We start from the raw sequence: 11,721 nt of genomic DNA, 5'->3' as shown, positions 1-11,721 counted from the left end.
GGGTCTGCGGCCACTTGCCCGCCGAGCCAGATCGAGCCCAGCAGCAACAGCACGCCAATGAGGGAAATTTCACCGATGCGGCCCGGGCGGATGTAGCGCATGTAGATGCCCATGAACATCGCGATCGGAATGGTCGCCATCACCGTGAAGATCCCCCACGGGCTCTCGGCCAGGGCCTTGACCACGATCAGCGCCAGCACCGCGAGGATGATGATCATGATCAGGAAGCAGCCGAACAGCGCAATGGTGCCGGGAACGCGGCCCATTTCTTCACGGACCATGTCGCCCAGGGAGCGCCCGTTGCGACGGGTGGACAGGAACAGGACCATGAAGTCCTGCACGGCACCGGCCAGCACCACGCCGGCGATCAGCCAGAGCGTACCGGGCAGGTAGCCCATCTGCGCCGCCAGGACCGGCCCGACCAGCGGCCCCGCACCGGCAATGGCCGCGAAGTGGTGGCCGAACAGGATGTGTTTGTTGGTCGGGACATAGTCCAGGCCATCGTTGTTGAGCACGGCGGGGGTGGCCCGGCGCGCATCGAGTTGCATCACGTTATTGGCGATGAACAGGCTGTAGTAGCGGTAGGCAACCAGGTAGATGGCCACGGCTGCGACGACGATCCAGAGGGCGTTGATCGCCTCCCCCCGACGCAATGCCACGACGCCCAGGGCGCTCGCTCCCAAGACGGCCAGCAGTAGCCAGGGTATGTGGCGCAGCAGGCTATTATTATTTGTCATTTTTATATTCCGGCCAGGGTGGACAAGAAAGACAGCCATCGGAGTTTAGCGCTAACGAGAACAAAGGCCACCCCCCGACATTCGTCTGCCACCAGCCCAACGGTGACGACGGCGCGCCAGTTGGGTCTATAGTCAATCAATCTCCAGAAAGGAAGACGTAATGAGCGAACGCCGCCGCTTTGTACGAATCGAGTTCCATGCCCGGACCGAGCTGAGTCAGGGCGAGGGTGAGGACAAACTGACTTGGCCGGTCGAACTGCTGGACCTGTCCCTCAAGGGCCTGCTGATTAAAAAGCCCGAGCCCTGGCTTGGCAATCCCGAAGAGACTTTCGTCGCCGACATTCACCTGAGCAATGAGGTGGAAGTGCGGATGGGGGTTCGGTTGACCCACGACGACCACGGTCACCTGGGCTTTGTCTGCGAGCATATCGATCTGAACTCCATCGCCCATCTGCGTAGGCTGGTGGAGTTGAACCTGGCCGATAATGATGAGCTGGAGCGGGAGCTGGCGGCGTTGATCCATATCTGAATCAACAGCGATCCCTTGTGGCGAGGGGATTTATCCCCGCTGGGCTCTGTAGGAGCTGGCGAAGCCTGCGATCTTTTGATCTCTGACCTCTCACCTAGGACTCAAGCGTCGGTGGAAAGATCGCAGCCTCGTTGCACTCGACAGCTCCTACGAGCGCAGCCCAACGCCCTCGCCACAGGACCGCGGTATCACTCGAACAACGCATCCAGCGCCTGTTCCAGGCGGGTGACGGCAATGATCTGCAACCCCGGTGGTGCTTCCTTCGGCGCGTTGCCCTTGGGCACGATGGCGCGTTTGAAACCGTGTTTGGCGGCTTCCTTGAGTCGCTCCTGCCCACTGGGCACCGGCCGGACTTCCCCCGACAGCCCCACTTCACCGAACACCAGCAGATCATGGGGCAGCGGTCGATTGCGCAAGCTGGACATGACCGCCGCCATCAACGCCAGGTCAGACGCGGTTTCCAATACTTTGACGCCGCCCACCACGTTGAGGAAAACATCCTGATCGTGGGTAGGAATGCCACCGTGTCGATGCAGGACGGCCAGCAGCATGGCGAGCCGATTCTGATCCAGCCCCAAGGTGACCCGACGCGGGTTCGCCAAATGGCTGTCATCCACCAGCGCCTGCACCTCCACCAGCATCGGCCGGGTGCCTTCCCAGGTCGCCATGACCACGCTGCCCGGCACTTCTTCCTGGGCGCGCGTGAGAAAAATCGCCGAAGGATTCGAGACTTCTTTCAAGCCCCTGTCGGTCATGCCGAACACACCCAGCTCGTTGACGGCACCAAAGCGATTTTTCACTGCCCGTAACAACCGTAGGCGACCGTCGGATTCGCCCTCGAAATACAACACGGTATCAACCATGTGCTCCAGCACCCGCGGGCCTGCCAGCGCGCCTTCCTTGGTGACGTGCCCCACCAGGAAAATCGCCGTGCCACTCTGCTTGGCGTACCGCACCAGCAACGCCGCGCTTTCACGCACCTGGGACACGCCGCCCGGCGCCGATTGCAGTTGTTCGGTGAAAATCGTCTGGATCGAGTCGATCACCATGACCTTGGGTTTTTCCAGGCGGGCTGTGGCAATGATGGTTTCGATGCACGTCTCGGTCATGACCCGCAGTTGATCCTGGGGCAGCCCCAGACGCCGGGCGCGCATGGCGACTTGCTGCTGGGATTCCTCGCCAGTGACGTACAGCGCCGGCATGCGCGTGGCCAGGTTGCACAAAGTTTGCAGCAGGATGGTGGACTTGCCGATGCCCGGGTCCCCGCCAATCAGCACGACCGAACCGTCCACCAGACCGCCGCCCAACACGCGGTCCAGCTCGCCGGACGCGGTGGAAAACCGTGGAATTTCCTCGACGCTGACTTCGGCCAAGGTCTTGATTTGCGCCTGCTGACCGGCCCACCCCGTGCGACCGGTGGGGGCTGCGGCACCGCCACTTTCCACCATGGTTTCGGTCAAGGTGTTCCAGGCACCGCACTCACTGCACTGGCCGGCCCATTTGGGAAAGGTCGAGCCGCACTCGGTGCAGCCATACATGCGCTTTGCCTTGGCCATCTGAACTCCGGGATAAAAACCGCGATGATAGCCCACGCGGAGGTCAGCGCGGGGCCGGCATTCTGATTTCACCGTTGGCCAGGTTCGCCGCGGTATTGCCCAACGGATCCTGGGCCTGCAGGTCCGCCCCTTTGGCCGCCAAAGCGTCGAGCAACTCGACGCGCTTGAACAGGCCGGCGTACATCGCAGCGGTCTGTCCGGCGCCGTTGCGCTGATCCGGGCTGCAATCGGTGGACAGCAAACGACGCGCAATCTGCACTTCGCCCTTGAAGATGGCGCCCATCAGCGCCGTGTTGCCGCGTTTGTCCTGGGCGCAGGCATCGGCGCCGGCGGCCAGCAGCCGCTCCACCGCCGGGCGATGGCCGTGATAAGCCGCGAGGATCAGGGCGGTGTAGCCCTTTTCATCCTGGGTGTCGAGCGCGTAACCGGCCTCGATAAAGGTCTCGAGAATCGGCACATCGCCGCGTCGGGCGGCGTCAAAGTAATAATTCTGCAATTGTTCTTGTACAGTCACCGAGTCAGTAGGCACGGGTTGATCGGCCCACACGCTCAACGACCAGATTGCGAGCATCGAAAACAGGAAGTTACGCAGCATGACGTCTCCTTGGCGTAAGACTGTAGATGCAGGGTTGCGGGAGCATGGCTTGCCCACAATGCAGACAACTCGGTCTAGCTTCCGACCGCAGCGCCTGCTTCGCGAGCAAGCTTTTGCTCCCACCGGTTATGCACGTGCCAGGCTGTGGATCAATCGCTGAGTTTTTCCGCCAGCGCCTTGACCCGGACCAGATCGCCTTTGGCGACACGGGCCACGCCCGTACCGTATTCAGGGTCAGCCTTGTAGAGGAACGACAGGATGATGTGCTTGCTCTCATCATCAGTGGTCGCCAACGACCCGCCGAAACTTTCGATCAGGTCATTGCGCTCCTTCTGGTTGAACGAGCGGTACAGATCACCGGCTTGCTTGAAGTTCTGCTCACGCTGAATCTTCGCCTGCTGGGTACTGCCAGTCAGCGCGGTCTGGCTGTAGCGTGCCATTGGCTGTTCCTGGCGAGGCATCAGGCGGCTCGGCTGATAATTCACGCCGGTGCTGGTACTGCCCGAATTCATCGCGCCGTCCTGGTTGCCATTGTTGACCGCCACCTTCGGTGCATTGATGGGCAACTGAAGCGCGTTGGGCCCCACGCGATACATTTGCGTATCGGCATAGGAGAACACCCGCCCCTGCAACAGCCGATCTTCCGAAGGCTCAATACCCGGAACAAGATTGGCCGGCGCCATCGCCACCTGCTCGGTTTCCTGGAAAACATTCGCCGGGTTACGGTCCAAAACCATTTGCCCGACTTTGCGCTCAGGCACACCCGGCCAGATTTTGGTCGCGTCAAGGGGATCGAAATCAAACGTGGAAAGGTCCTGCGGGTTCAGCACCTGAACGTACAAGTCCCATTTCGGGAAGTCGCCCTTATTAATATGACTCACCAGATCGTTAGTCATATGGCTGTAATCTTGCCCCTGAACTTTCACAACTTCTTTCGGATCGAGATTTTTCAGGCCCTGCAAACTTTTCCAATGAAACTTGACGTAGTGAACTTCACCCTTTGCATTCACCAACTTGTAAGCATGCACACCGTTACCGTCCATTTCACGATAACTGGCCGGCGTGCCGGAATTGGAATACAACTCGGTCAGCGTGCGCGTTGCTTCGGGCACGTGAGAAAAGAAATCGAAACGGCGGGCGTCATCATCCAAGTTGGTCCGAGGGTCGGGTTTGAAAGCATGGACCATGTCCGGAAACTTGATGGCATCGCGAATGAAGAAGGTCGGGAAGTTGTTACCCACCAGATCCCAGTTACCCTCGGCTGTGTAGAACTTGGTGGCAAAGCCACGGGGATCACGCAGGGTTTCCGGTGAGTGGTTGCCGTGTACGACGGCAGAAAAACGCACGAACACAGGCGTGGCCTGGCCAGCGGCGAAGACTTTGGCCTTGGTCAGATCACTGAGGTCATCGGTGACTGTAAAGGTGCCATGGGCACCGGTTCCTCGTGCATGCACCACACGCTCGGGGATGCGCTCGCGGTCGAAGCGCTGGAGTTTCTGGATCAGTTGCACGTCTTGCAACAAGGTCGGCCCGTTAGGACCGGCTGTTTGCGAGTTCTGGTTGTCGCCCACGGCCGCACCGTTATCGCGGGTCAGGGTGGCCGCATTGACGGACAAGGACAACAGGCTGGCGGTGAGCACAAACAAGGCACGGCGATGGGGGAAAGTCCCGCCGCCAAGGGAAATGTTCATAGGCGTTTCCTCTGATGTTATAGAGCGCATCCATGTGCGCCTTGCAGAGGCTAGTGCCGGAAAAAGAAAAACCTAAATAGAAATGCCGCACCGATCCGATAGAAAAATCCTTATAGGGAATCGGCTCGGGACCACGTATCACGCGCGATTGATGGCACTTTGTAAACTTTTCGCCCAGACCCGAGTCGATAACTGGAGGTTTGTAAGCAGGCGTTTCGAGCAGGACGCGTTGGGCTGATTTACACTGCCACCATCCACTTCATCTGTCACAAGGAACAACTCATGGGCGTGATTAACGAGTTCAAGGCCTTCGCGGTCAAAGGCAATGTCGTCGACATGGCCGTCGGGATCATTATCGGCGCTGCTTTCGGCAAAATCGTTTCGTCATTCGTGGGCGATGTCATCATGCCTCCGATCGGCCTTTTGATTGGCGGGGTGGACTTCAGCGACCTGGCCATCACCCTCAAGGCGGCACAAGGCGATGCGCCTGCGGTGGTATTGGCCTATGGCAAATTCATTCAAAGCACCATTGACTTCATCATTGTGGCGTTCGCCATTTTCATGGGCGTCAAAGCCATCAACCGCCTCAAGCGCGAAGAAGCCGTTGCCCCCAGCGCTCCACCGGTTCCCACCAAGGAAGAACTGTTGCTGAGCGAAATCCGCGACCTGCTCAAGGCCCAGAACGAGAGGCCCTGACTCACACTTCGCCGCCTGTGGCGTGGTTTTTTGTCTCCACGCCACAGGCGCCTTTTCTACCAATAGTTTTCCACGGCCACCTGACCTGGCCTACGGCTGAGACTCAGATGCAGGCCTCTGGCCTTGAGCAGCTTGCGCGTGTCATCAATCATCTGCGGATTGCCGCACAACATCACCCGCGAGTGTTCCGGCGTCAGCTCGATGTCAGCCGCCCTTTCCAACTCGCCATTTTCGATCAGTGTCGTGATTCGTCCGCTGAGCGCACCGGGATGCTGCTCACGGGTAACGGTGGCGATGAAACGAAATTTATGGGCGTAGCCGGCCAGGTAGTCACGTTGGGTCAACCCTTTGATCAGCTCCTGGTACGCCAGCTCGCGTGCCTCGCGAACGCTGTACACCAGAATGATCCTCTCGAATTTTTCCCATGCTTCGAAATCCTGGAGAATCGAAAGAAACGGCGCGACGCCCGTTCCCGTGGACAGCAGCCACAAATCGCGCCCGTCAACGAAACGATCCAGCGTCAGGTAGCCAAAGGCCTGGCGATCCACCAGCAGGCTGTCGCCTGGCTGCAGCCGGCTAAGTTCGCTGGTGAACTCGCCATCCGGTACCACGATGGAAAAAAATTCGAGGAATTCATCGAACGGCGAGGACACCATGGAATATGCCCGCCAAACGAGGGTGCCATCCGCTTTGGCAACCCCCAGCCGGGCGAACTGGCCCGCCCGAAAACGAAAACCGCGATCCCGTGTGGTGCGCAACGTAAACAAATGAGGTGCCACTGGCTGCACATCGAGCAAGGTTTGACGGGTGAACTTCTCTGAGCTGTCGGTCATGAGCCACTCCAAGGGGACAAGACTTACAGTGTCCCGCAAAGTGAGGCCCTTCACCACTGACAACGAGTAGTGGCACTTTAGCCACTATCGCCCCTGGTGCCGAACATATCTTCTACCAGACTTATACAAAGCCACATCTACTGTAAAATCAAACTCGATAAGTTTATGTCTTAAACATTTCAAACTGTAAGCAAACAAAAAAAAGCTCACTGGAAATTAAGAATAGTCCTACACTAAAAATTCGCATCATGGATTGGATCCGCATGGACGAACTCAACCCAGGAGAGAGCGATGGACAAGTGGAAGGACTTGCTGTTGAGGAAATTATCCTGTGAAAAGGACTTACAGACGGCCTATCGTCTAGTCCTGAATTTCTTTAACAATCAGGGATTTGAATATTGTGCATTCTCAGCTTATCTCGGAAGCCCTGACAAGCATACCAACAAGGTAAACCTAAATAACTACCCTTATGGATGGGACAGACTTTATGAACAGAACGGCTATGCGTCGAACGACCCACTAGTAGCACATTGCAATCAATCACCACTCCCTATCTTGTGGGATGAGACTGTTTTTGCTCAGGCCCCCAAGTTGTGGCGAGAACTTAATCGACAGGGACTCAAGTATGGCTGGACCCAGGCCGTTCATGATGAACAGGGGGCACATTGCAGCCTTTTCAGCTTGGCTCGGACTCATTGCCCCATCGATATCGACGAGCACTACGCAAATCTCGGCTATGCCATTTTCGCCAGTCAAAGACTGCATGCGCTGGCCAGCAAAAAACTGGCTGATGCTGTCGTGCCCCCACAAAAATGTCATTTATCACCCAGAGAGATCGAAGTATTGAGGTGGTCGGCCGAAGGCAAGACGGCCTCGGAAGTGGGCAGAATCCTCTGCCTCTCCGAGCGCACCGTGAACTTTCATGTGTGCAGCTGCATGCGAAAGCTCAACGTCAACAACAAAATCTCAGCGGTAGCCAAGGCGGCCCACATCCATGTGATCTGAACCGTGCGACGCGCTTACCCACCTGAAAAACCCGCGAGTAATGCCTGGCAAAAAAACGTACCATTTACGGCTCCACTTGAATGATGACGCGCCAAGCACGCGACGCAGTTCATTCAGGCGGTCCCGCTGAGACACCTGCCCCAGGGCAGCGGGACATTCGTTGATCTCCAGAGTCCCAGCCATGCCCTTGCTCGACAGTCCCTTCGCCCAACTTGACCTGATCCGCCAACCCGAACAGCAGAACGAGCCGCTGCAAGCCTTCGACGCGGCCGACGAATACCTGCTCGCGCATCTGGCCGAGCAACAGCCGCTCGCCGCTACCCGGGTCCTGGTCCTCAATGACAGCTTTGGTGCCCTGGCGGCGAGCCTTGCCGGCAAGGTTGAAGTCATCAGCAGCAGCGACTCGTACCTGGCCTTGCATGCGCTGGAGAAAAATCTGGTGCGCAATGGCCTGCCCTTCGATGCGGTACCGACGTTGCCGGCCAGTGAACCGTTGACCGGGCCTTTCGACCGCGTCCTGATCAAAGTCCCGAAAACCCTGGCCCTGCTGGAAGAACAGTTGATTCGCCTGCAAGGCCAATTGGCCCCCGGCGCCCAGGTGATTGCTGCTGCGATGGTCAAGCATCTGCCTCGGGCCGCCGGTGACCTGCTGGAACGTTACGTGGGCCCGGTGCAGGCCTCGCTGGCCGTGAAAAAAGCTCGCTTGTTGATCGCCACGCCAGAAGCGCTCCGGCCACAAACCCGAGTACCGGCAGCATCCCCCTACCCCACGCGCTACTGGCTGGAAGAACCGAAGATCGAATTGCTCAACCACGCCAACGTGTTCTGTCGCGAAGGCCTGGACATCGGCACCCGGGCATTTCTGCCGCATCTGCCAAAGAACCTGAGCACCGCCCGCGTCGCGGACCTGGGGTGCGGCAACGGTGTACTGGCAATCGCCAGCGCCCTGCAGAATCCCGAGGCCCACTACACCCTGGTGGATGAATCGTACATGGCCGTACAGTCGGCCGCCGAGAACTGGCGCGCCGCCCTGGGCGAGCGTGAGGTGACAATACGGGCCGGGGACGGTCTGGCCGGGCAAGAGGCGCAGTCATTGGATGTCGTGCTGTGTAATCCTCCCTTCCACCAACAGCAGGTGGTGGGCGACTTCCTGGCCTGGCGGATGTTTCAGCAGGCGCGCGAAGCACTGGTGGTCGGCGGCGCGCTGTACATCGTCGGCAATCGGCACCTGGGCTACCACAGCAAACTGGCGCGGTTGTTCCGGGGTGTCGAACAAGTGGCCGCGACCCCGAAATTCGTCATCCTCAAGGCCCGCAAATAATTTGACCCTGCCCCGGGAGTGTCAGTGGGTGGTCAGCCCTGCGGCGCTCATGAACATCCGCATCAGGCTGGCGACAATAAACAGCGCCAGCACACTGCCGGCCCAGATCAGCGCCAGCCAGCCAAGCCGCTGCCAGAGCGGCTTCTTCTCAGCCGCTTCGATGTCTTTCAAATCAGGCTTGGCCATTTTCAATGCCTCGCAGGTCAATCAATGGTAGCCGTCGTCATGGGTCACCTTGCCCCGGAACACGTAGTAGCTCCAGAAGGTGTACACCAGAATCAAAGGAATGATGAACAGCGTCCCGACCAGCATGAACCCCTGGCTCTGTGGCGGTGACGCCGCGTCCCAGATGGAGATGGATGGCGGCACGATGTTCGGCCACAAGCTGATGCCCAGACCGCTGTAACCGAGAAAGATCAGCGCCAGCGTCAGAAGGAACGGCGTGTAGTTGGCGTTGCGGGCGACGGCGCGAAACAACCCGTACATGGTCACCAGCACCAGGATCGGCACCGGCAGGAACCAGAACAGATTCGGCAGGGTAAACCAGCGCGCCGCGATATCGGCGTGGGCCAGCGGGGTCCAGATACTGACGATACCGATCACCGCCAGCACCCCGAACGCCAGCGGCCTGGCCAGGTCATGCATCTGCTCCTGCAACTTGCCTTCGGTTTTCATGATCAGCCAGGTGCAGCCGAGCAAGGCGTAGGCGACGATCAAGGCCAGGCCACAGAAGACGGTGAACGGTGTGAACCAGTCCAGGGAGCCGCCGGCGAACTGGCGATCGACCACTTCGAATCCATCGATGAACGCTCCCAGCGCCACGCCCTGGAAGAAGGTGGCCGTCAGGGAACCGCCGATGAACGCCTTGTCCCACAGATGGCGCTTGTCAGCCTTGGCCTTGAAGCGAAACTCAAAGGCCACGCCGCGGAAAATCAGCCCGATGAGCATCAGGATCAGCGGCAGGTACAGCGCCGAAAGCACCACCGAATAAGCCAACGGGAACGCTCCGAACAGACCCGCGCCGCCCAGCACCAGCCAGGTTTCGTTACCGTCCCAGACGGGCGCCACGGTGTTCATCATCACGTCACGATCACGCTCGCCCTTGACGAAGGGGAAGAGAATGCCGATCCCCAGGTCAAAGCCATCCATGATCACGTACATCATGATGCCGAAGATAATGACCACGGCCCAGATCAGCGGAAGATCAATACCCATGACTCAATTCCCCTTGTGCGAGCTGTCGTTATGGTCCGCTTCGTCGTCGCCATCATCGGCGGCGGACAATGGACGGGCCGGGGTACGTTTCTGACCAGGGCCACCATCGGCCGGCTCATCTTCATGGGCTTCCGGCCCTTTGCGCACCAGGCGCAGCATGTAGCTCAGCCCCGCACCGAACAGCGCGAAATACACCACGACGAACAGCACAAGCGTGATACTCATCTGCGCAAAGCTGTGGCCGGACGAAGCATCGGCGGTGCGCATCAGGCCGTAGACCACCCAGGGCTGGCGACCGATTTCAGTGGTGAACCAGCCTGCCAGGATCGCGATCAGCCCGGACGGGCCCATCCACAACACCATGTGGAGGAACGGTCGCGATTGGTAGAGCCGGTCATTACGGCGCAACCAGAGACTGCACAGACCGGTGAAAATCATCAGCAGGCCCAGGCCCACCATGACCCGGAACGACCAGAACACAATGGTCGAATTCGGTCGGTCTTCAGGCGGGAACTCCTTGAGGGCCGGCACCTGCTTGTCCAGGCTGTGGGTCAGGATCAGGCTGCCCAGATACGGGATTTCCACGGCGAACCGGGTCTTCTCAGCCTGCATGTCCGGCCAGCCAAACAGGATCAGCGGGGTTGGCTCGTTGCCGACGTTCTCCCAGTGCCCTTCAATGGCGGCGATCTTGGCCGGTTGATGCTTGAGGGTATTGAGCCCATGGAAGTCGCCGATGACCGCCTGTATCGGCGCTACCAGCAAGGCCATCCACATCGCCATCGACAGCATGCGGCGAATGGCCGGGGTGTCGCGACCGCGCAACAAGTGCCAGGCCGCCGACGAACCGACGAAAAACGCCGTGGCGACAAACGCTGCCGTGGACATGTGCAACAGGCGATAAGGGAACGAAGGATTGAACACCACCGCCAGCCAGTCCACCGGGATGACCCGGCCATCGATGATTTCGTAGCCCTGGGGAGTCTGCATCCAGCTGTTGGAGGACAGAATCCAGAACGTCGAGATGAGCGTGCCGATCGCTACCATGACTGTGGAAAAGAAATGCAGACCACGCCCGACGCGATTCCAACCGAACAGCATCACCCCTAGAAACCCTGCCTCGAGGAAGAACGCCGTGAGCACCTCGTAGGTCAGCAGCGGCCCGGTGACCGCGCCGGCAAAATCAGAGAAACGACTCCAGTTGGTGCCGAACTGATAGGCCATGACCAACCCGGATACCACCCCCATGCCGAAGTTGACGGCAAAGATCTTCGACCAGAAGTGGTACAGGTCGCGGTAGGTGTCGTCGCGGGTCTTGAGCCACAAGCCCTCGAGTACCGCCAGGTAACTCGCCAGGCCGATGGTGATGGCCGGGAACAGGATATGGAACGAGATGGTGAACGCGAATTGGATTCGGGCGAGATCGAGCGCCTCCAAACCGAACATAAGTCTTCCTCTGTCAGGTAAAACCGGCTGCGGGCGGGGCTTGCGTCGCAACCTCCAGGGATATGGAGTGCGACGCTTTTCAAATCGTTCTTTTTTTAAA

At 59.0% G+C, this 11,721-nt stretch carries 12 protein-coding genes; 4 read left to right on the top strand and 8 right to left on the bottom strand.

Annotation, left to right across the window (positions count from 1 at the left end):
* Window positions 1–737 (bottom strand): carbon starvation CstA family protein (locus BM132_RS26500; protein ID WP_305728331.1); only part of this gene is annotated, 737 nt, incomplete at its 3' end.
* A 160-nt stretch (window positions 738–897) separates the two neighbouring features.
* Here BM132_RS26500 and BM132_RS26495 point away from each other — a divergent pair.
* Window positions 898–1,266 carry a PilZ domain-containing protein gene (locus tag BM132_RS26495; RefSeq protein WP_092459809.1) on the top strand — a complete coding sequence of 123 codons (369 nt, stop codon included), beginning with the start codon at window positions 898–900 and terminating at the stop codon, window positions 1,264–1,266.
* 188 nt (window positions 1,267–1,454) lie between these two features.
* Here BM132_RS26495 and radA read toward each other — a convergent pair whose 3' ends face one another.
* From radA to katB, 3 genes are all read right to left on the bottom strand, one after another.
* A complete protein-coding gene (gene radA, locus BM132_RS26490) occupies window positions 1,455–2,822 on the bottom strand; it encodes a DNA repair protein RadA (protein WP_003185644.1) in 1,368 nt (455 codons plus the stop codon).
* 43 nt (window positions 2,823–2,865) lie between these two features.
* On the bottom strand, window positions 2,866–3,393 hold the full coding sequence (locus tag BM132_RS26485) for an ankyrin repeat domain-containing protein (protein WP_371264163.1): 528 nt from the start codon (window positions 3,391–3,393) through the stop codon (window positions 2,866–2,868).
* A gap of 173 nt (window positions 3,394–3,566) precedes the next feature.
* Window positions 3,567–5,108, bottom strand: a complete 1,542-nt coding sequence (gene katB / locus BM132_RS26480; RefSeq protein WP_092459807.1) for a catalase KatB — start codon at window positions 5,106–5,108, stop codon at window positions 3,567–3,569.
* Window positions 5,109–5,390: 282 nt separating this feature from the next.
* Between katB and mscL the strand changes: the two genes are divergently transcribed.
* Entirely contained in the window at window positions 5,391–5,804 is a 414-nt protein-coding gene (gene mscL, locus BM132_RS26475) for a large-conductance mechanosensitive channel protein MscL (protein ID WP_047229580.1), read from the top strand.
* Between the two features lie 56 nt (window positions 5,805–5,860).
* Here the strand turns inward: mscL and BM132_RS26470 are convergent, their stop codons facing one another.
* Window positions 5,861–6,637 (bottom strand): ferredoxin--NADP reductase, encoded by a 777-nt coding sequence (locus BM132_RS26470; RefSeq protein ID WP_092459805.1) that lies wholly within the window; start codon window positions 6,635–6,637, stop codon window positions 5,861–5,863.
* Window positions 6,638–6,928: 291 nt separating this feature from the next.
* On the opposite strand from BM132_RS26470, the gene BM132_RS26465 reads away from it, so the two are divergent.
* Both BM132_RS26465 and BM132_RS26460 read left to right on the top strand, forming a co-directional pair.
* Window positions 6,929–7,642: an autoinducer binding domain-containing protein gene (locus BM132_RS26465; RefSeq protein ID WP_092459803.1), complete on the top strand. Its 714-nt coding sequence runs from the start codon at window positions 6,929–6,931 to the stop codon at window positions 7,640–7,642.
* 181 nt (window positions 7,643–7,823) lie between these two features.
* Window positions 7,824–8,963 carry a methyltransferase gene (locus tag BM132_RS26460; protein WP_092459801.1) on the top strand — a complete coding sequence of 380 codons (1,140 nt, stop codon included), beginning with the start codon at window positions 7,824–7,826 and terminating at the stop codon, window positions 8,961–8,963.
* Between the two features lie 21 nt (window positions 8,964–8,984).
* Here the strand turns inward: BM132_RS26460 and BM132_RS26455 are convergent, their stop codons facing one another.
* Genes BM132_RS26455 through BM132_RS26445 form a run of 3 tightly spaced genes read right to left on the bottom strand, consistent with a single transcriptional unit; the run spans window position 8,985 to window position 11,621 of the window.
* Window positions 8,985–9,149, bottom strand: a complete 165-nt coding sequence (locus BM132_RS26455; protein WP_092402355.1) for a DUF2474 domain-containing protein — start codon at window positions 9,147–9,149, stop codon at window positions 8,985–8,987.
* 21 nt (window positions 9,150–9,170) lie between these two features.
* Complete coding sequence (gene cydB, locus BM132_RS26450) at window positions 9,171–10,178, bottom strand: cytochrome d ubiquinol oxidase subunit II (protein WP_092459799.1); 1,008 nt, start codon at window positions 10,176–10,178, stop codon at window positions 9,171–9,173.
* A gap of 3 nt (window positions 10,179–10,181) precedes the next feature.
* Window positions 10,182–11,621, bottom strand: a complete 1,440-nt coding sequence (locus BM132_RS26445; RefSeq protein WP_092459797.1) for a cytochrome ubiquinol oxidase subunit I — start codon at window positions 11,619–11,621, stop codon at window positions 10,182–10,184.
* Between the last annotated feature and the right edge of the window lie 100 nt (window positions 11,622–11,721).

The organism is Pseudomonas sp. NFACC45, from assembly GCF_900113505.1.
GTDB classification, from domain to species: domain Bacteria; phylum Pseudomonadota; class Gammaproteobacteria; order Pseudomonadales; family Pseudomonadaceae; genus Aquipseudomonas; species Aquipseudomonas tehranensis.
Note: the sequence above shows the minus strand (reverse complement) of the source record. Positions and strands in the feature narration are given on the sequence as shown.

What these genes read in the sequence shown, in the direction of transcription:
- BM132_RS26460 (WP_092459801.1), top strand. Translation starts at nt 7,824, where the DNA reads ATGCCCTTGCTCGACAGTCCCTTCGCCCAACTTGACCTGATCCGCCAA.
- radA (WP_003185644.1), bottom strand. Translation starts at nt 2,822, where the DNA reads ATGGCCAAGGCAAAGCGCATGTATGGCTGCACCGAGTGCGGCTCGACC.
- BM132_RS26495 (WP_092459809.1), top strand. Translation starts at nt 898, where the DNA reads ATGAGCGAACGCCGCCGCTTTGTACGAATCGAGTTCCATGCCCGGACC.
- BM132_RS26445 (WP_092459797.1), bottom strand. Translation starts at nt 11,621, where the DNA reads ATGTTCGGTTTGGAGGCGCTCGATCTCGCCCGAATCCAATTCGCGTTC.
- BM132_RS26485 (WP_371264163.1), bottom strand. Translation starts at nt 3,393, where the DNA reads ATGCTCGCAATCTGGTCGTTGAGCGTGTGGGCCGATCAACCCGTGCCT.
- BM132_RS26465 (WP_092459803.1), top strand. Translation starts at nt 6,929, where the DNA reads ATGGACAAGTGGAAGGACTTGCTGTTGAGGAAATTATCCTGTGAAAAG.
- BM132_RS26455 (WP_092402355.1), bottom strand. Translation starts at nt 9,149, where the DNA reads ATGGCCAAGCCTGATTTGAAAGACATCGAAGCGGCTGAGAAGAAGCCG.
- katB (WP_092459807.1), bottom strand. Translation starts at nt 5,108, where the DNA reads ATGAACATTTCCCTTGGCGGCGGGACTTTCCCCCATCGCCGTGCCTTG.
- mscL (WP_047229580.1), top strand. Translation starts at nt 5,391, where the DNA reads ATGGGCGTGATTAACGAGTTCAAGGCCTTCGCGGTCAAAGGCAATGTC.
- BM132_RS26470 (WP_092459805.1), bottom strand. Translation starts at nt 6,637, where the DNA reads ATGACCGACAGCTCAGAGAAGTTCACCCGTCAAACCTTGCTCGATGTG.
- cydB (WP_092459799.1), bottom strand. Translation starts at nt 10,178, where the DNA reads ATGGGTATTGATCTTCCGCTGATCTGGGCCGTGGTCATTATCTTCGGC.